Annotated in this window: 20 protein-coding genes; 10 read left to right on the forward strand and 10 right to left on the reverse strand. The window is 64.3% G+C overall.

Translation table 11 applies throughout. The features are described 5' to 3' along the window. Positions 1–8 precede the first annotated feature (8 nt). Positions 9–788, forward strand: a complete 780-nt coding sequence (locus FVE89_RS03135) for a DUF1499 domain-containing protein (RefSeq protein WP_160532696.1) — start codon at positions 9–11, stop codon at positions 786–788. Between the two features lie 11 nt (positions 789–799). Here FVE89_RS03135 and FVE89_RS03140 read toward each other — a convergent pair whose 3' ends face one another. After that, positions 800–1,720, reverse strand: a complete 921-nt coding sequence (locus FVE89_RS03140; protein ID WP_160532648.1) for an MBL fold metallo-hydrolase — start codon at positions 1,718–1,720, stop codon at positions 800–802. 152 nt (positions 1,721–1,872) lie between these two features. After that, positions 1,873–2,037 (reverse strand): hypothetical protein, encoded by a 165-nt coding sequence (locus tag FVE89_RS30425; RefSeq protein WP_202130516.1) that lies wholly within the window; start codon positions 2,035–2,037, stop codon positions 1,873–1,875. A 206-nt stretch (positions 2,038–2,243) separates the two neighbouring features. On the opposite strand from FVE89_RS30425, the gene FVE89_RS03145 reads away from it, so the two are divergent. Continuing rightward, positions 2,244–2,420, forward strand: coding sequence for a DUF1328 domain-containing protein (locus FVE89_RS03145; RefSeq protein ID WP_003599466.1), 177 nt, complete (start codon positions 2,244–2,246; stop codon positions 2,418–2,420). Positions 2,421–2,543: 123 nt separating this feature from the next. Here the strand turns inward: FVE89_RS03145 and FVE89_RS03150 are convergent, their stop codons facing one another. Then, positions 2,544–2,744 (reverse strand): NepR family anti-sigma factor, encoded by a 201-nt coding sequence (locus FVE89_RS03150; RefSeq protein WP_342389808.1) that lies wholly within the window; start codon positions 2,742–2,744, stop codon positions 2,544–2,546. A gap of 308 nt (positions 2,745–3,052) precedes the next feature. Between FVE89_RS03150 and FVE89_RS03155 the strand changes: the two genes are divergently transcribed. Together FVE89_RS03155 and FVE89_RS03160 are read left to right on the forward strand one after the other, a co-directional pair. Then, positions 3,053–3,859 carry a response regulator gene (locus FVE89_RS03155; protein ID WP_160532649.1) on the forward strand — a complete coding sequence of 269 codons (807 nt, stop codon included), beginning with the start codon at positions 3,053–3,055 and terminating at the stop codon, positions 3,857–3,859. 461 nt (positions 3,860–4,320) lie between these two features. Next, positions 4,321–4,659 (forward strand): hypothetical protein, encoded by a 339-nt coding sequence (locus tag FVE89_RS03160; protein ID WP_342389809.1) that lies wholly within the window; start codon positions 4,321–4,323, stop codon positions 4,657–4,659. 148 nt (positions 4,660–4,807) lie between these two features. Here FVE89_RS03160 and FVE89_RS03165 read toward each other — a convergent pair whose 3' ends face one another. Beyond that, on the reverse strand, positions 4,808–4,996 hold the full coding sequence (locus FVE89_RS03165) for a KGG domain-containing protein (RefSeq protein ID WP_010683678.1): 189 nt from the start codon (positions 4,994–4,996) through the stop codon (positions 4,808–4,810). Between the two features lie 245 nt (positions 4,997–5,241). On the opposite strand from FVE89_RS03165, the gene FVE89_RS03170 reads away from it, so the two are divergent. Continuing rightward, complete coding sequence (locus FVE89_RS03170) at positions 5,242–5,448, forward strand: hypothetical protein (RefSeq protein WP_160532651.1); 207 nt, start codon at positions 5,242–5,244, stop codon at positions 5,446–5,448. Positions 5,449–5,460: 12 nt separating this feature from the next. Here FVE89_RS03170 and FVE89_RS03175 read toward each other — a convergent pair whose 3' ends face one another. Continuing rightward, positions 5,461–6,225, reverse strand: a complete 765-nt coding sequence (locus FVE89_RS03175) for an SCO family protein (protein ID WP_246730452.1) — start codon at positions 6,223–6,225, stop codon at positions 5,461–5,463. 118 nt (positions 6,226–6,343) lie between these two features. On the opposite strand from FVE89_RS03175, the gene FVE89_RS03180 reads away from it, so the two are divergent. Beyond that, the gene (locus FVE89_RS03180; RefSeq protein ID WP_160532652.1) at positions 6,344–6,787 is read left to right on the forward strand and encodes a Crp/Fnr family transcriptional regulator; all 444 of its coding nucleotides are present in this window, start codon (positions 6,344–6,346) and stop codon (positions 6,785–6,787) included. A gap of 52 nt (positions 6,788–6,839) precedes the next feature. Here FVE89_RS03180 and FVE89_RS03185 read toward each other — a convergent pair whose 3' ends face one another. Next, entirely contained in the window at positions 6,840–7,283 is a 444-nt protein-coding gene (locus FVE89_RS03185) for a VOC family protein (RefSeq protein ID WP_160532653.1), read from the reverse strand. 209 nt (positions 7,284–7,492) lie between these two features. Here FVE89_RS03185 and FVE89_RS03190 point away from each other — a divergent pair, with 209 nt between their 5' ends. After that, the gene (locus FVE89_RS03190) at positions 7,493–8,128 is read left to right on the forward strand and encodes a L,D-transpeptidase (RefSeq protein WP_246730453.1); all 636 of its coding nucleotides are present in this window, start codon (positions 7,493–7,495) and stop codon (positions 8,126–8,128) included. Positions 8,129–8,582: 454 nt separating this feature from the next. Here the strand turns inward: FVE89_RS03190 and FVE89_RS03195 are convergent, their stop codons facing one another. Next, positions 8,583–9,932 carry a hypothetical protein gene (locus FVE89_RS03195; RefSeq protein WP_160532654.1) on the reverse strand — a complete coding sequence of 450 codons (1,350 nt, stop codon included), beginning with the start codon at positions 9,930–9,932 and terminating at the stop codon, positions 8,583–8,585. 663 nt (positions 9,933–10,595) lie between these two features. Between FVE89_RS03195 and FVE89_RS03200 the strand changes: the two genes are divergently transcribed. After that, on the forward strand, positions 10,596–11,483 hold the full coding sequence (locus tag FVE89_RS03200) for a hypothetical protein (protein ID WP_160532655.1): 888 nt from the start codon (positions 10,596–10,598) through the stop codon (positions 11,481–11,483). 59 nt (positions 11,484–11,542) lie between these two features. Here the strand turns inward: FVE89_RS03200 and FVE89_RS03205 are convergent, their stop codons facing one another. From FVE89_RS03205 to FVE89_RS03215, 3 genes are all read right to left on the reverse strand, one after another. Next, on the reverse strand, positions 11,543–11,845 hold the full coding sequence (locus FVE89_RS03205) for a hypothetical protein (protein WP_160532656.1): 303 nt from the start codon (positions 11,843–11,845) through the stop codon (positions 11,543–11,545). A gap of 20 nt (positions 11,846–11,865) precedes the next feature. Continuing rightward, the gene (locus FVE89_RS03210) at positions 11,866–12,756 is read right to left on the reverse strand and encodes a glycosyltransferase family 8 protein (protein ID WP_160532657.1); all 891 of its coding nucleotides are present in this window, start codon (positions 12,754–12,756) and stop codon (positions 11,866–11,868) included. A gap of 509 nt (positions 12,757–13,265) precedes the next feature. After that, complete coding sequence (locus tag FVE89_RS03215; protein ID WP_160532658.1) at positions 13,266–14,939, reverse strand: Wzz/FepE/Etk N-terminal domain-containing protein; 1,674 nt, start codon at positions 14,937–14,939, stop codon at positions 13,266–13,268. Between the two features lie 909 nt (positions 14,940–15,848). On the opposite strand from FVE89_RS03215, the gene FVE89_RS03220 reads away from it, so the two are divergent. Both FVE89_RS03220 and FVE89_RS03225 read left to right on the forward strand, forming a co-directional pair. Beyond that, complete coding sequence (locus FVE89_RS03220) at positions 15,849–16,640, forward strand: sugar transferase (RefSeq protein WP_160532659.1); 792 nt, start codon at positions 15,849–15,851, stop codon at positions 16,638–16,640. A 113-nt stretch (positions 16,641–16,753) separates the two neighbouring features. Then, complete coding sequence (locus FVE89_RS03225; protein ID WP_160532660.1) at positions 16,754–16,984, forward strand: hypothetical protein; 231 nt, start codon at positions 16,754–16,756, stop codon at positions 16,982–16,984.

Genomic DNA, 16,984 nt, shown 5'->3' on the forward strand with positions numbered 1-16,984 from the left:
TGAGTGCCATGCGCCGCCTGCTGATCGAGGAACCCGTCACCCGCGCGGGGCCGTTGGCCCGCCACCTCGCGCTGTTCTCCGTCGTCGCCACCGGGATCGCGCTGCTTCTGGTGCGAGATCCGCGCACCGACACGGATGCCGCGCTCGTCGCCCTGCTGGCCGGCCTTGCGGTTGCGCTGGCCGCGATCGTTGCGGCCGTCTTCGCCTTTGTGCGGGTCTGGCGCGAGGGCGCGCGCGGCCTCGGTGCCGCTTTGGGCGGGCTGATCCTGGCGCTGCTGGTGTTGGGCTATCCTGCCTATCGCGGCCTGCGCGGCCTGCGGCTGCCCGCTTTGTCGGACGTCACCACCGATATCGACAATCCGCCGGCGTTCTCGCGCTCGCGCGCGGCCTTCGCGGCCCGCGGTGGCCGCTATCCGCCCGATCCGGGCGCCGCCCTCCGCGAGCGCCAACGCGGCGCTTATCCCCAGATCGCCCCGCTGACCCTCGATATCGGCGCCGACGAGGCCTTCGAGCTGGCCCGCCAGGCCGCGCTCAAGCGTCACTGGCAGATCGTCGAGGCGATCCGGCCGGGCGGCCGCACCGGCAATGGCCGGATCGAGGCCGTGGCGCGCGGACTCGTTCTCAACCTGCCCGACGACGTGACCGTCCGCATCCGGCCCCGTGCCGACGGGGCGCGGATCGACGTGCGCTCGGCGTCCCGGCTCGGCGGACGCGACTTCGGCGGCAACGCCGATCGGATCCGCACCTACCTCGACGACGTCGCCAACCTCGCCCTCGCGATGAAGTGATCCGGCGCGGTTCAGGCCGGCCTGTAGGTGCCGTCCAGCCGTGCGGCCCCGTCGGTCGCCACCAGCCCGCGCCCGACCAGATCTTCCAGATGGGCGAAGACCGACAGCGCCGCCGCGCCGCGCAGGCGCGGATCGAGACCCTGGTAGATCGCCGCGACGATCTGATCGATGCCAGTGTCGCCGCGGGACAGTCGCGCGCGGATCGCCGCCTCGCGCTGGCGACGGTGACCTGCCAGCCCGCGCAGGAATCGCGCCGGCTCGCGAACCGGGCCGCCGTGGCCCGGCCAGTAGACCGTTTCGTCGCGTCCACGCAGCTTCTCGATGGACGCCAAATAGGCCTGCATCGCGCCGTCTGGGGGCGCCACGATGGTGGTCGACCACGCCATGACGTGATCGCCCGAGAACAGGGCCTGCGCTTCCGGCAAGGCGAAGGCGAGGTGGTTCATGGTGTGGCCCGGGGTCTCCACCGCCACCAGCGTCCAGCCCGGGCCGGAGACGATATCCCCCTCCGTCATGATACGATCCGGGGCGTGGCCACGGTCGGCGCTGGCGTCGAGCAGCGGAACCTCACCCTTTGTCAGCGCACGCGCCGGCCGGTGCGGTGCGCATCCGACGATCGGCGCCCCGGTGCGCGTCGCGAGAAGCCGCGCGCCCGGCGAATGGTCCCGGTGTGTGTGGGTGACGACGATGGCTGCGACCCGTTCTGCGGACAGGTCGGCGAGCAGAGCGTCGATATGGCTCGGGTCGTCGGGCCCGGGATCGAGGATTGCGACCCGACCCGTTCCGATCACGTAGGTGCAGGTGCCGGTCGCCGTGAACGGTCCGCCATTCGGCGCGACCCGCCGTCGGATCAGCGGGGCAACCGGCTCCAGCCGCCCGGGCGCAGGCATGGATGGATCGAGGGTCAGGCTGCTCTCGTCCGCGTCCGCCATCGCTGCCCCGCACGTCGGTGCAGCTTTCTTGGACCGCCCTCCGGAGCGTTGCAACACCGCGGTCCGCTGAGCGCCGGGCTATCCACGCGGCATGCACCGAGTGCCGTCGCCGGGGCGAGTCCAAGCTTCGGCCGAGCTTCAGTGGCGCGCGATCAGCCGAGGCGACCGGGCCGACGGTTGCGCACCCGAACCGGCACGAGGGCGGGCGCGGGCGCGAGACCGATCGCGGCAGCACGCAGGGCATCGCCGGCCGCCGCCACGCGGGCCCGCAGCGCGGCGACCTTCACTCGAACGGCGTTCTTGGCAGATTGCAGCATCACGGATCCCGAATCGAACCTGAGGACCTATCTTCGAACGCTACCGACCCTGTCCCGTTCCGTTGCCCATCGTCGCGCCCCGTCAAAGCGCGCACGCCGTCCACATCGGACTTTGTTATCCTGGCGGAACCAGAGCAAAACCTTGGCGTTTTCGTGTTCAGAACGACGCGGCCCGTCCGCGTTGATACTTTCGAAGGATACGAACGATGCTCGGTTGGGCCGTAACTTTCCTCGTGGTTGCCCTCGTTGCTGCGCTGCTCGGCTTCGGTGGCATTGCCGGCACGGCAATGGAAGCTGCCAAGCTGGTGTTCTTCGTGGCGATTGTCCTGTTCGCGATCTCGGCCGTGATCGGCCTGATGCGGGGTCGCTCGCCGACTCTCTGAAGAGGACTCGATAGGCGCCGGCCCTGACCTGGGGCTGGCGTATTGAGAACACACGAAGCCGGCGCCTCACGCGGCGGCTTTTTTGTTGCGGCTATTGCGCCGCCAATCCTTGGTCTGCCGATCTCAGGACTGGCCGTGCTCATTGCTGTCGAGCTTCGCGATGAGCTCGGCGAAGCGGTCGGGGACCGGCTGTTGGGTCATCGTATCGTACATCGCGCGCAATTGTGTCGCGAGGCGATTGCGGGTCTGCTCGCTGAGCCCGCCGCGTGGTGATGCTCGGGAGGCGGGCGCAGTTTGCCCGGTCATCGGGTCCGGGCTCTGCACGTGGCGATTCGAAGCAGTACTTCCGTGCGGTTCGCGCGCGTGAAGACCCGCCCCCTTCCCCTTATCGACCATCCACATGCCCCTTGATGCCGAACTTGGCCCGGCCACATTGTGCTGCGGCTCGACATACGCCATGGCTGCGGCTGCAACGCCTGCCCGCCGGGATCGGTTCCGCCGGGGGGTGGAACGGAGTGCCGGCCTCCGCGTTGGGCGGTAAGCTGCGCAGGACAGAAAGCCGGCCCCGGCATGTCTTCGGTCGTGGACCGGGGAAACGTGGCCGGGCAACACGGCGAGGCACAGGGGATCGAATGTCGACATCGCAACTCGTGGTACAGCACCTGCCGTACCTGCGCCGCTACGCGCGCGCGCTCACGGGGAGCCAAGTGGCGGGTGACGCGTATGTCGCCGCCACCCTGGAGACCCTTGTCAACGAACCGGACACGCTGGGCCGGAGCACGAACATCAAGGCCGATCTGTTCCGGGTCTTCACCCGGATCTGGAATTCGCTCTCGGTGAACGGCCGCAGCGAGCAGGTCCAGCACGATCTTCCGGCGGAGGTCCGCCTCGGCCAGATCACGCCGCTGCCGCGGCAGGCCTTCCTGCTCTCCTGTCTGGAGGGCTTCTCCGAGGAGGATGCGGCCATCATCCTCGGCGTCGATGTCTCGGAGGTCCGCGACCTCGTGGACGAGGCCGGCCGCGAGCTCGCCGCCGACATGGCGACCGAGATCCTCATCATCGAGGACGAGCCGCTGATCGCCATGGATCTTGAGGCGCTCGTCGAGGGCCTCGGCCACAACGTCATCGGCGTCGCCCGGACCCGGACCGAGGCGATCAAGATCGCCGGTGAGGGCGGGAAACGCCCTGGGCTGATCCTGGCGGATATCCAGCTCGCCGACGGCTCCTCCGGCCTCGACGCGGTCAACGACCTGCTGAAGACCTTCGAGGTGCCGGTGATCTTCATCACCGCCTATCCGGAGCGCTTCCTCACCGGCGAACGGCCGGAGCCGGCCTTCCTCATCGCCAAGCCGTTCCAGCCCGCGAACGTGTCCGCGGTGATCAGCCAAGCGCTGTTCTTCCAGCAGACGGCGCGTCGGCGCGAGGCCAAGACGGCCTAGGCCCGGCGAGGAGGGGCCGGCGCGGAGTCAGGCGCTGGTCCGAGGATCAGGCTGTATCGGCAACCCCGGCGCGAGCCGGGGTTTTTTGTTGCCCGCTCGGGTGGTGGACGGCGCACAAAAAAACGGGCCGGAGAAGGCTCCAGCCCGTCGATGAGGTTCCGGCCGATGCACAAGGGGAATGCGGGGAGGACCAGGTGGCCGGGTGCAGATAGAACGGTCGTCCGTCCGCAGGGTTCCAAAACGCGCACTTTGTTGGCGAGCGTGGCATGAACGCCACAGGGGATGGTTGTGGATAGCGCGGGTGCGCCGTCGCACCAACAGCCGGCGCGCGGTCGAATACTCAGCATTCCTGGGCGCGCGATAGGTTAGGAACCTGCGATTGCGGGGCGCGTTGTTCAAACATCCTGTCAAGCTCTCGCAATGAGGTCGGGGCTATGCTGCGGTCTGGTTTCATTCTGGGCGTGAGTGCTCCTGCCGCTCTCCTGACCGTGCTGGTTCGGCCTGTCGTGCGCGAGACGGCGGACCGCTGGGTGCCGCCGGTCCCGGCTGCGCAGCTCGCTCCGGCACCGCTGCCCGGCATGCGCCCGGTCTCGCTGGCGATCAGCCCGACGCGTGTCGCGGGTGTTCAGAAACTCGACGGGCGCGCTGCCCCGGTTGCCGAGGAATCCCAGGATCTGAGCATGAAGCCGATCCTCAAGCAGCCGAATCGCCGGCTCGTCCGCGAGGGCTGCGAGACCGCCCTCAGTTCCCTGGTGAGCCCCGAAGCCCGGCGCATGACCCCCGGTCGCTGCATTTCCTGAAACAGCCGACACACCAACGCGAAAGGGCCCCGTCGGGAAGGCGGGGCCCTTTCGCGTTGGTGCGCATCTCTGTGAGGCGAAGCGGGAACGAAAACGGCGCCGGTCCCGTGGACGCGGCGCCGCTACGCGAAACGGTTACCGTCCAGCCTCACTCGGCGCGGCCGGTACCCGTCGACTGACCACCCTTGCGTCCGGCGGACGAGGCAAGCTCGCGGTCTTGGGAAAAGGAGCGCTTCTCGGCCGGGACGCTGCGTCCGCCCTTGCTGGCGATCTCCCGCTGGCGCTCGAGGTCCATCGAGGCAAAGCCCCGCTTCGAGGTCGAGTTTCCGGATGCCATCAGTTCCTCCTCAGGCTTCGCTTCACCTCGCAACAACCTTCAGCAATAACCAAGGTTCCTGTCCGCAGACGTCGTCAAGCTTCCTCCAGTCAAGCTTGGCCGCAACCAGGATGTTGTCCGCTGCGTTGGTCGGTGATGAACCTGCGGGAATGCGGGTGCGGCGGCAGGCGGAAGCCTCGAAGGCGCGATCGAAAGCTGCGCGCGACCTGCCCCGCTACGCGGCCAGGACGAGGAATTGGACACGGATGACGAACCGCAACATGGTGAAGGATGCCGCCGGCGAAGCGCCGGTGCCGCAGCCCAACACGCCACCCCTGCCGCCAATGCCCGCCCCGGAGGACTCAGCCACGCCGACGACGCGGGACGAGCCGATCGACTCGCCGCATCTCAACGCCAGCCCCAAGCGCGGAGCGCCCAGGCCCGGTGAGCAGGGGCTGTCCACGAAGCGCTGAACCGGGATCCTGTCAGGCGGCCCGCTTCCGCGCGAGGCGGGTCAGCCCGACGATGAGGAGACCGATCGCCAGGATCGTCACGAGGCCCGCCACGGTGAGGATCCGCTGGATCATCGGCGTGTAAATTCCCCGTGCGGCATCGTAGCCGTAGCAGAGCAGGGCCAGGCGATCCGCCAAACCGCCTACGCGACCTTCCCCGGCCTCGGTCAGGGCGAGGCGAAGATCCCGTCCGGTCAGCGCCAGCGGGGAGAGCACCCGGGCCACCCGTCCATCGCCGGCGAGCAGCAGCGCCGCGGCGGGATGGGCGAAGCTGTCGGTGCCGGCATCGTAGATCGCGGTGTAGCCGAACGATGCCATGAGGCGCTTCAGCGCCGCCTCCGAGACGATCAGCGCTCGGGGGTGCACGGAAGTGACGCGCCCGCCCAGCGTGTCCGCCAGCATGCGGCGTGCGGCCGCGGTATCGTCGCGGGGATCGATGCCGACCAACACGAACGCATAAGCGTCCGGCGCAAGGCCGGTCGCCGCCAGGGCATCGGCCGACATCGACACCATGGGGTCGCAGACATTGCCGCAGGTGTAGTCGACCGGCAGCAGCAGCACGGGCCGGCCGCCGATGACGCTCCCCAAGGTCACAGCCTGTCCGGTCTCCGCCTCCATGGCGGTGAGATCGAGCGGGGCGTGGGCTCCCTGGGGCGGAGCCACCGCGACCCGGGCGAGGTCGGCCTGGGCCAACCGGGCCCGGACCGGCGAGGTTGCCAGAACGAGAATGGCGACCATCACGACCGCGTGGCCGAAAAGCCGGGCAGGGCTGGACAAGCGTCCGCCGAACCGCATGGATGTGCAGGCCCGTCCGGCGCCGCCGTCCAGGGCTTCAGACCCGCTGTGGAGCCCCCGTATGACCCTCGACACCGAGGTTTCCTCCCTGAAGCAGGTGCCGCTCTTCCGCGAGGTCGAGCCGGCGCGCCTGAAGCTTCTGGCTTTCACCAGTGAGCGGGTGCATTTCGAACCCGGGCAACGGTTCTTTGCCCGCGGCGACGTGGCGGATGCGGCCTATGTGATCCTCAAGGGAGCCGCCGAGGTCAGCATCGACGGCCCCGCCGGTCCGGTGCGATTGGCGCTTCTCGGCCAGGACGCCCTGGTTGGCGAGATGGGTATCCTCGCCGAGCAGCCCCGTTCGGCGACCGTCACGGCGGAGACGGCGGTGACGGCCTTGCGCATCGACCGCGGCGTGTTCCTGGAATTGCTGGCACAATTTCCACAGATCAGCATCGCCCTGATGCGGGTGCTGGCATTGCGCTTGGAACAGACCAACCAGGCACTGGCCGAGAGCCGCGGCTAACGCATCCTCCCGGGACGTCGTCCCCGCTTCCGGAACGATGCATGGGCCGGTCCTACGCGGCCGGATAGGTGATGAACTCCAGAAGAGACCCGTCCGGATCCCGGAAATAGACGCTGACGCCGGCCCCTGCCGCACCGAACGTGTCGACGGGTCCGAGTTCCACCGGTACGCCCCGCGTCTCCAGATGCGCGATCGCCTCCTCGATCGCCCCCGACCATCGGAAGCAGAGATCGCTGTTGCCCGGCATCACCGGTTGCGCGGCCACCATCTTCGGATGGACTCCGGGCCCGTGGCAATTGAGCTGCACGCCGCCGAACCGGTAGGCGAAGCCGTCCCCCCGCGCGACGATCTCGGCACCCACCACGTCGCGGTAGAAGGCATTCGACCGCGCCCAATCGCTGACATGGATCACGCAGTGATCGAGGTGGATGGCGGGGCTCAGCGAAGCGGCAGGTGCGTCGGCCGTCTGAACCGGAAGCGTCTGGGTCTCGGGCATCGTTCACTCCGCGCAGGCTCCAACAGCGCTCGGCTGCCGATCAGAATTAGGGCGCAATCGTGGCCGCACGAGTCGGCCAGCCGGAGCCTGCTGCGGCGGAAAAGCTACATCGTCACCGGCGCGATGACGGTACGCATGTCGGGATGATCGGATACCGCATGACGCACCTGATGAACGCGGATCAACGCCCGGCAGCGAGTCGCAGGTTTATGCCCTCACGGGTTCTGCTCGCCCTCGCGCTGATCGCATCGCTGGGCGCCTGTCAGACCCGGTCCATGCAGGTCGCACAGGATGATGATGCGGCCTGGTACATCGGGACCAAGGCCGACAAGCCCTTCGACATCCCGCTGGTCGACACGGAGCGGCTGGACCCGAAATTCCGCCGCCAGCAGGTCAGCTATAACGGTCCTGAGCAGCCCGGAACGATCGTCGTCGACATCGACAAGCGTCAGCTCGTGCTGGTGCAAGCGGATGGGACCGCGATGCAGTACGGGGTCGGCGTCGGCAAGGCCGGCTTCTCCTGGAAGGGCGAAGCGCGCGTCGGCCGCAAGGGCGTCTGGCCGGACTGGAGCCCGACGACCACGATGGTCTCGCTCAATCCCGATCTGCCGCGGATGCGCAAGGGGGGGCTCGACAATCCGCTCGGCGCCCGGGCCCTGTACCTCTATCAGGGCAACCGCGATATCCTGTTCCGGATTCACGGGACCAATGAGCCCTGGAGCATCGGAGAGCAACTCTCGTCGGGTTGCGTCCGGATGCTGAACGAGGACATCGCCGACCTCTACGAGCGCGTCCCGGTCGGGACCCGGGTGCTCGTGAAGCGTAACGGGAAGTATCGCGTCTGAACGAGCCGGCTCAGCCTGCGGGTTGAGCGGCCTGCGCGCCACTCAGGATCATTCGGCGGGGCCTCGGTGATCCGGGTGCGGATTCGGCTATCCGCCCGTCCGGGCCCATGCCGTCGCTGGCGAGGATGGCGGCTGCTGTGAGCCCCGCTGGCCGCACGGGTACCGCGTCACGATCCGGACCGTACAGGACGGCTGCGCCGACAAGGAGCGCGGCACACAGCCCGAGGGCACCGATCACGGTCTTCAGAACGCTCATCACCACCAACGGTGCTTTTCCCTTGGCCGTTCCCGCACGGGGCCACACGATGCAGCCGCTGGCGAGGCCGCCCGGAGGCGTGCCAGGGATCGCGCCCCGCAGCCCTGGCAAGGGGCGTCACTCCGGCAATCCGTGGAGCGACGAACCCGGCATGCGTCCGCGTTGTGCGCGGGATGATCCGGATCCAGTCCGGCGTGATCAGTGCGGTCCCTGGCGGCGAGTCCGGAACCGGACCAATTTCGGATAACCCTGCAACTGCACGGTCACCGACCGCGCTTTCTCGGACCTCTCGATCGGCTCAGCGCCCGCGGTCGGATCGAAAACCTCGACCGCGGTCATGTCGTCCTCGCTCTCCACCGTGGCGGGGACGGGTTTGACCGGCAGGGCCGTGTTGTTCTCAGGGTCCCAGATTTTCCGTTCATCCCACAGGATGAGCGTCGAGACATCGCCGTCGCCGTCGACCAGAAGGTGTTTGACGTCCAGGCCGTCCGACGAGACCGTCAGGTTTGGTGTCCGCTGCGCGCCGGCCGCTTCCGCCTGACCCTTCGCCGACACCGTCCGGACCAGATTGCGGATCGCCGTCGCGGCGGGCTTGGGCCGATAGGTGATGTCGAACAGCCCGAAATGCTTCTCCATCTCGCTCGCCGCCGGGTCGGGGTAAGCGTCGAGCAACTGATACAGATAGACTCGCGAGATGCCCGCATTGACGGAATCGAGGATGAGATTGAGCGTCAACTTTGCCTGGGTCGGCTCGTCGACACCCCCCCACGTGCCCTTCCCGGGAAGCGTGTAGTATCCGATCTCGGTGATCGCGGCCTTGTCCTTCGGCTCCAGGCGACCGGCCTGATCCATGACATTCCGGATCGCGGCCTCCGGCTGTTCGCCCTTCGGCGGATACGTGTGCGCATTGTAGACGTCGAACTTGCCGAACAATTCCGGCCAGGACGTCAGGTTGTAAACGAGCAGCTGATCGAGTGCCGGATTTGCTTTCACTGCCTTGAATAGATCGTTCTGGTATTCAACGGCTGCATCCGGGCCCGTCTGGCCCTTATACGTGACAGGCCAGTTGTTCACCTCATTGGGACCCTCGACCGCCGTGATCGCCCGCGGATGAACCCGTGCGAAATCTTCGAGCAGCGACAAGGTTTTCGACAGCGGCAGATTGGACGCGACGACGAAGTCGAACGTGAACCCGGAGGACGCAAATGCGCCGAAATGCGATCCGCCACCTCCAGGCAGCGACGGGTCTGGGACCGCGTCTCTCAGGTTGTTGACGCCCAGATACCGGAGCGACTCGAGCACCTTGGCAACGTCGGCATAGCCGCCGTCTGTGTAGGAAATATGCGTATTGACGCCGATTTTGTCGATGAAGTCCCGCTCGCCAATCGTCTTCGCCACGACCGTTTTGCCGAGGCCTGTGGGCGTAGGCGCCGGCATATCCTGTGCCAGCCGCGTGATGGGGCCGCGCGTCAAGCGCTCAGCCTGTGTCGCGGTGATCGCCGCCAGGACCGACGCACCCGCCAAAAGCGAATAGAAGCGTACCCGCATAACTATACCTAACGCATCTGTCAATATCATGGGCGGATATAGTGGCTGCGGCAGGATAGTCAAACAACCTTCTGCCTCGGTAATAATATGCGATGCGGCGCTGAAGTCGTCGCTTTCATTTCCCGCTGTGATAACGCTACCGGCCGCCCTAGTCCGTCAATTTGGAAAGCTCGGTGTCTGGGTCGGAGGCTGGACGCAACCAAAGGCGGTGTTGCGGGATTGGCCCTCACGGCGAACGCGAACCCGATCCGGCATGCGGCCCCGCAGGCAATGCGGTGCGCCGACGCGGGCGAAATCCTCGTCGGGATAGGAGGCGGATCGGAATATCGGTCGGTGCAGGGGATTTATCGTGCGATAGGCATTGAATTTGCTATGTAGATTATTGGACAATACTTCCTGGGATCTATGGCAGGCGTCAGCACGGATGATCGGAAGCTTTCGCCAAATTTCTTGACAAACGTCCGATATTGGGTGTTAAAAGCTGCTTAACATGCGATTCGGTGATTTATTCAGCCGGTTCGCTAAAGTATTTGGCGCATAACCACGAGTTCCGGGCATACGCTTTGCATGGTGGCGAGCAAAGAAGGGGCCGGCAGAATGTACATCGCTAAGCGTGTTCGTCGTAAGTTTGGAAGTATCGCTAGAAACGCAGTACACGGGCTCATGTCGACCGATGTGGCACGACGAAATGTGGAGAACTACTATAACATCTTGCGCGCGCAGCGAAGAGACGTTCCGACGGCACTGAGCGAAGCGGATCAGAGAATTGTGACGGCTCTGCGCGAAGCAGGTGTGTACCAAACGCGACTGGAAGATCTCGACCTCGTCGGGTCGGAGCAGATGCTATCGCAGGCGCGCGATGTCCGTCGTGATATCGAGATGCGCGTGGCTGCAGGCCCCGCGCACTTGGATGATCCTTATCTGATACAAGCCAATAAAATCGAATTGAAAGACCGTCCTGATATCTACCTATTTGGTTTGAATGAGCGTCTACTTCGGATCGTCGAAAATTATCTCGGGCTGCCGGTCGCATTCGGCGGCTTTAATTTCTTCTACACGCTTGCCGATGGATGCGAAAGGGGCGCCCGCGTCTGGCACCTTGATGGCGAGGACGAAAGTATCGTCAAGATTGCCATTTATCTTAACGATGTCGGCGAGGATGGCGGCCCGTTCGAGATGATCCGTAGCCGGTTGTTCAAAGGCGCGCGTCCCTACACGCGGCCGGCGCGTCATGAGAAGTTGGAACGGATCATCGGGCGCAACATCTCCGCCGACGAAATTGTGACCTGCACCGGTCCGACGGGAAGCGTCATCTTCTGCGATACGGCGCGCTATTACCACCGTGGGAAACCCGCCACGGGCCAGAATCGCACCGCGATTTTCTTCAATTATTATCCCCGCCCTCCGCGGAGGCCATACTTTTGCGGAAAGCCGATTGTCGGCCTTGAGGATTTCGCGGGCGAAACGCATCGCCTGACGGATTACCAGCGCCAGAGCGCGCTCTGGCGTGACAATGTCCCATCGATCGCCAAGTATCTCCTACCGCGATAGATCAGGGTATCTTGGTGCAACTGCCGTCGAAGACGGTTTGATCTCGACAAGTCCAGTGGTCAATGCCTGCAACGAACTGCACCGGTCGTCGTGGTGGACATTCCATTGCCCGGATTGAGCGTCACCGTAACGGTATGTCCGCCTTTCGTCCAAAGGGCGATATTCTGAGTTGTCGTGAAGGTTTGATGCCAGCCCTTGGCTCTCAATTTTCCGGCAGCCGCATCATAATCAGAGCCGGCCTTTATTCTCAGCGCATTGATCATGTCCATGCAATCGGTTCGATTGTCTTCGGCCGAAGCCCGGGAGCCCGAGAGGACCACGAGACCGAAGAGCAAAGCCGTCGTTGCGTAGGTCGCCCGCACTTGAGCCTCCGTCGTGGCGATCACTGCCGAACAAGCGATCGGAATTTCTTCGTCACCCGACGGGATTGGAAATCAGGAAGCTTCGACGCCCAGGGCGAGCGCCGCTTGATGGAGGCGTAAGGCTGACCCTTCGTCGGGTAAAGCAGGCCGTAACCAAAATGCCAAGGTTTGAAACCACCGACATAGTGAAGGATCCCCGCCGTCTCTCGCAACCGGTTCTCGTCTTCGCGGCGCGGGTGATTGATCATCATGTTCCACTTTTCCGGCAGTTCCATCAGATCCTTTGACAGCACCGCATTGAGCGTGTCCTGATCGGCATGTTTGATATCGCGCCGCGTCAAGACAAAGTCGCGGAGACGATCCTCCGTATGCTCGGCACGCCATGCATCGACGTTAATCAGCAGGACGCCGGAATTGAAATAGACATTGTGTGGCGCCAATCCGAGAGACGATTTAAGCTCGGTGTCGGGATCCAGCCAGGGATCTCGCACGGCTGCGATGGTCTTCAGGGTATCTCCAAAATCCCACAGCTCAGCGATATCCTGTTTGCAGATGATATCACAATCGAGATAAATGATCCGCTGAATATTCTCGGGTAGCAGATCTGAAAACAGCAGGCGGGAATAGGCCGCACGGCTCAGGTGATTGGCCATTCGTAATTCTTTGGGGAGATTATCGAGCTTCGAAGAAACTTCATAGCTCGTGAACTCATGGCCGCCGCGACTCGCCGCGGCCCGGCACTTTGCGATATCGTCCGGTGCGACATTGTCCGACAGAAGATGAAAATGGATTCGGCTCCTTCGAGCCACAGCCATGGCAGACTGCATGACCAGGCCCGCATACGCACCATAATTCCGATCGGCCGCACACATGAGGTGAAGCAAGGGCAGCGAAGGATCGATCGCGGACATCCGATTAGGTCTCGCTTGCAGAAGGCGTCATGCATTGGATGGGGCGAACGTCGGAAGGCCAGTGTCGCATGATGCGCGGTGATACGGTCACGACTCGAGCGTGTTTGCGCTGAAACATGCACGATCGAGCGCGAAGCGTTGCGGTACGGGCTGCGAGTTATCCTGAAGGCTTTTGAGTGATCTGGCCGAAGTCACGTGCGCCGCTTCCGTCACGGCACGATAGATGGTCTGCGTCGCCGGCGCTTCCGTAATTACCACCGGCGCGGCAGCTTGCCCGCACATCCGGGTCCCAGCGATGTGTATAATGCGTGACCGCCACGCGAACCCAACGACGGCGCCGGGCGAGGCGGATCCAAACCGGCAGCTGAACAGAGGCGGAGATCTCTGATCAGGAAATTCCACACTCATGACCTTGCGCGGTTCCAGGTCGCATCGCGATCGGCTTCACGTCGTTGTGACGCGCTCGCCCTCCGAGGACCGGCCCGGCACCCACATTCGTGCTGCCATGTTCAGACCTTCGACTCGTCCAGAACAACGCCGAGCAACAAGGTGCCGCTCGCCCTGATGAAATCGGCGGCTTCGGACAAACTCTCCTTCGAGGATTTTCCGAGATGTGCGATCAGGATGATGGCGTCCATGTTCGACAATATGGATAGCGAGGTCGGTATCGTCTCCAGATCGGGAAGGTTCGTGATGATGCTGTCGTAGGCCGATGCGGCCGACGAGAAAACGATATGGTCCGAAATTCCGCCGAACGATGACGTCGTATCGATCGGCGCTTCCAACTGGATGATCGATAGATTTGAAGAGACGGGTACGATGCGGCTCACATCATCGCGTGCTTCGTGGTCACTTTGCGAGACCGTCGGGTTGAACCCGGATGCGTAGGCTAGGGACGTGAGGGGATTTGTCGGCGCCATGCTGGCATCGACGATCAGGGTCTTCTTGCCCGACAGGGCCAGCGTGTTGGCGAGCTGCTTGGTCAGGATGGCGGAGGCGTTGCCATCCGAGATAGCGAGGATTCCGATCGTGTGACGCGAATTTTGTAGATTGGCCGCTTCGACCGCGACCATGACCCGGTTGAGAAAGAACTTCGTTCGCGTATCGATTCTGTGGCGGGTTTTGCTGCGCAGCGTCCGTCGCGCACCCTTGGAGAGATTCAGTTTCCCGAAGCACGGGCAATTCAGGTCATCCTCGACCTGCGAGCTGGACCGGACGGACGTGTCCAGCGAGTCGAGGAGGGCCGCGATGCTGACACCGAACAGCGCGCCGCCGAGCAGCGCTACGGCGATCACGAGTTTGGGATTTGGAAAGACGCGAGCCAGCTCGGGGCTCGCCGAAGACACGATGTTCGCGTCGGCGACGAGGAACGAGGTCGATTGGACGTTCTCGGTCAGCTTCTCCAGAGCCGACTCGTACATCTTCCGGTAGGTCGTCGTGGCGCTGTCGAGCTGGGAGAGCGTCACCTCCGCATCCAGTTGCCCGGTCGTCTGTGCCTGGCTGCTGACCCCGGTCCGGAAATCCTGGGCGGCATGGGCGGCCTTGTGCAGCTGCGTTTGCAACTGTTGAACGCGATGTTCCAACCATTCCCGCGAGCGGGTCGCGTCTTCGACCTTTCGCGCGAGCTGATTCTTGATATAGGCCTCGCACAAGGCGTTTACGATCTTGGAGGCTTTGCTTGCGCTCTGCGATCTGAATGAGACTTGGATGATGTAGGATTGCGAAACGCGTTTCACGTCGAGGCGGCTGGCGAACCGGCCGACGACACCGTACAATTGCTTATTGTTCTGCGCGTCTGGCCTGTTCGGAGCGGCCAGTTCCTCATCGGTATCGAGCTTCAGCTCCTGAACGACCGGCAGGATCGTGCTGTAGGAGCGGATGATCTCAATCTGACTTTCGACCTGTGAGTTGTTGAGCGTTAGGTCGATCAGGCCCGAATCCTGTTTGAGGAGTTGCTGGGGCTGCGGCGGATTGATCAAAATCTGTGCGGACGCCACGTAGTCCGGAGGCGAGACTTGCACGTAGACAAGCGCTAGGATTGCGAAAACGACTGCGCTGCCAGCAATAATGCGCGCCCATTTGCGGAGGAAATCAAATAGATCCTCCAGGCCAGTATGCCGCCGATCGCGGCGCGTACTTTCCTGCTGCTGGGCGGCTGTAAAGATCTGTGTCTTATCCAGCATGCGTATCGGTCCAGTTGGCGTTCGCGGCGACGGCTCGGCGTTGCTATCTTGGATGCGAGATGATGGAAGGCTGCGGTCCAACACCCGTGATCTGCGAGAACTCCAGGCCGTCACTCACGGAAAGCCTCCGACGGAACGAGAAGAGCTTATCCATCTGACGCTGAAATTTCTATTGCAGTGATTTGTAATTACGATAGCCAGTTTTATGGTGCAAAGCAACAGCACGGTTCGTGCTGAAGTGGTGTCATCCGCCCGCCCGATAACTGCCGGGCCTGACGGCCTCATCGCATGACCGGTGTGCAATTTGGAGTGGTGAAATTTGCGCAGTTCGGGATGAAATGGCGCGCCTTCTGCCTCCTGCGTCGGCCGGCCGCGACGTGGATGGGCTATGCCAACCGGACTTCGAGGCCGGACGCCGCGTCATGTAGAGATCCCCGCTGCGCGATCTCGCAGAGCCGAAGGCGTCTCGCAGTTGCACAGGATGGGGCGACTGCCGGGCCAGCCTTGACGCCGTCCAAGGGCTATCCGAGCCAAGGTGAAGCGCGCTCGATGGCCAATGCCGCTATGCCTCTGCCAACGGCAAAGTGCTTCAGAGTCTATGCTCAGATCCGGAGGGCCTATGCATGGCCTGTATTTCTAAATGCGCGACCTTGGTCGAGGCCAAGTCAGCTGGAATGTTTTATTCTGGATCATACGTCTAAGTAGTCTGCGTCATGCGAAATACTTGGGGCTGCGCTGGAAGGTTCCCCTTCGTTTGGTGATCGCGTTCCGATTTTCTACGCTCTTGATAAGCGGCCTCTGATCAAGAGAATAGAACGCGTGCTTGTCAAAACAATTTTCGGCCGCTACAACCGGCTTAATAACCAATCATTAATGTTCGCCATTGGGCTCGCCAAAGGAGCTGAGACCATGCTGACTCGTGCTGAGCCTGCCGCCTCCGCCGATTTCGCTGCGGCGCACCGTCGGGCCGAGCAGACGGAGATCGTCGAGCCGGCCGCAGGCCACCTCGTCGGACCGGTCGGCGGGGCCGCCGAGGCCGTCACCAGCCTCGTCCTGCCCGAGACCCCCTTCGTCGCCCGCGGCCTGCGCCTCGATTGGGCGGCCAAGCGCGGCCTCGACGTCACCGTCGCCGTCACCGCCCTGTTCCTCCTGCTGCCGCTGCTCCTGCTCATCGCCCTGCTGGTCTGGGCCGGCGACGGTCACGCCCCGATCTTCCGCCACATGCGGCTCGGCCGCGACGGCCGCTCCTTCGGCTGCCTCAAGTTCCGCTCGATGGTGCCCGACGGCGAGGCCGTGCTCGCCACCCACCTGGCCGCCGACCCGCAGGCCCGTGCCGAGTGGGATGCCACGCACAAGCTCAGTAACGATCCGCGCATCACTCCGATCGGGCAGGTGCTGCGCAAGACCTCGCTCGACGAGCTGCCCCAGCTCTGGAACGTCCTGCGCGGCGAGATGAGCCTGGTCGGCCCCCGCCCGATCGTGCCGGCCGAGGTCGCCCGCTACGGCCGGGCGTTCCAGACCTGCTTTGCCGTGCCGCCGGGCGTGACCGGGCTGTGGCAGGTGTCGGGCCGCTCGGACACGAGCTACGCCGAGCGGGTGGCGCTGGATCTGGACTATGCCAGCCGCTGGAGCCTGCGCCGGGACATCGCGATCATGCTGCGCACCATCCCGGCGGTGCTGGCCCAGCGCGGCAGCCGCTAGAGCGGGTCGCGGGGACACACGCCGGGATCGCGCTGAGGCAGGCCCGGACGCGATGGCGCGGGCTTCGGGATCGGTCTACCACCCGACCCAGGCTGGGACGGGGACGGGCGGCGATGAAGGGTCTGTTGCTGAACGCGCTGCTCGGGCTGGGGCTGGGCCGGTTCGGCTCGGTGTGGTGGCTGCTGGCGTTCCTGCCCGTGGTGGCGGGCGAGCTGGCCTACGGGGTGTACATCCACCACCTCAGCACCGGCGGCAGCATGCGCCGGGGGCTGGCCCTGCTGGTCTGCGGGCAGCTCGGCTTCCTCCTCGGTGCCCTCATGCGGCCCATGCGCGGCGAAACGTGA

This window comes from Methylobacterium sp. 2A (genome assembly GCF_009806555.1).
GTDB lineage: Bacteria > Pseudomonadota > Alphaproteobacteria > Rhizobiales > Beijerinckiaceae > Methylobacterium.

Coding starts and splice junctions, on each gene's coding strand:
- FVE89_RS03170 (WP_160532651.1), top strand. CDS start 5,242: ATGACGAACCGCAACATGGTGAAGGATGCCGCCGGCGAAGCGCCGGTG.
- FVE89_RS03195 (WP_160532654.1), bottom strand. CDS start 9,932: ATGCGGGTACGCTTCTATTCGCTTTTGGCGGGTGCGTCGGTCCTGGCG.
- FVE89_RS03190 (WP_246730453.1), top strand. CDS start 7,493: ATGCCCTCACGGGTTCTGCTCGCCCTCGCGCTGATCGCATCGCTGGGC.
- FVE89_RS03140 (WP_160532648.1), bottom strand. CDS start 1,720: ATGGCGGACGCGGACGAGAGCAGCCTGACCCTCGATCCATCCATGCCT.
- FVE89_RS03145 (WP_003599466.1), top strand. CDS start 2,244: ATGCTCGGTTGGGCCGTAACTTTCCTCGTGGTTGCCCTCGTTGCTGCG.
- FVE89_RS03165 (WP_010683678.1), bottom strand. CDS start 4,996: ATGGCATCCGGAAACTCGACCTCGAAGCGGGGCTTTGCCTCGATGGAC.
- FVE89_RS03180 (WP_160532652.1), top strand. CDS start 6,344: ATGACCCTCGACACCGAGGTTTCCTCCCTGAAGCAGGTGCCGCTCTTC.
- FVE89_RS03175 (WP_246730452.1), bottom strand. CDS start 6,225: ATGGTCGCCATTCTCGTTCTGGCAACCTCGCCGGTCCGGGCCCGGTTG.
- FVE89_RS03215 (WP_160532658.1), bottom strand. CDS start 14,939: ATGCTGGATAAGACACAGATCTTTACAGCCGCCCAGCAGCAGGAAAGT.
- FVE89_RS03220 (WP_160532659.1), top strand. CDS start 15,849: ATGCTGACTCGTGCTGAGCCTGCCGCCTCCGCCGATTTCGCTGCGGCG.
- FVE89_RS03185 (WP_160532653.1), bottom strand. CDS start 7,283: ATGCCCGAGACCCAGACGCTTCCGGTTCAGACGGCCGACGCACCTGCC.
- FVE89_RS03210 (WP_160532657.1), bottom strand. CDS start 12,756: ATGTCCGCGATCGATCCTTCGCTGCCCTTGCTTCACCTCATGTGTGCG.
- FVE89_RS03225 (WP_160532660.1), top strand. CDS start 16,754: ATGAAGGGTCTGTTGCTGAACGCGCTGCTCGGGCTGGGGCTGGGCCGG.
- FVE89_RS03155 (WP_160532649.1), top strand. CDS start 3,053: ATGTCGACATCGCAACTCGTGGTACAGCACCTGCCGTACCTGCGCCGC.
- FVE89_RS03135 (WP_160532696.1), top strand. CDS start 9: ATGCGCCGCCTGCTGATCGAGGAACCCGTCACCCGCGCGGGGCCGTTG.
- FVE89_RS30425 (WP_202130516.1), bottom strand. CDS start 2,037: ATGCTGCAATCTGCCAAGAACGCCGTTCGAGTGAAGGTCGCCGCGCTG.
- FVE89_RS03200 (WP_160532655.1), top strand. CDS start 10,596: ATGTCGACCGATGTGGCACGACGAAATGTGGAGAACTACTATAACATC.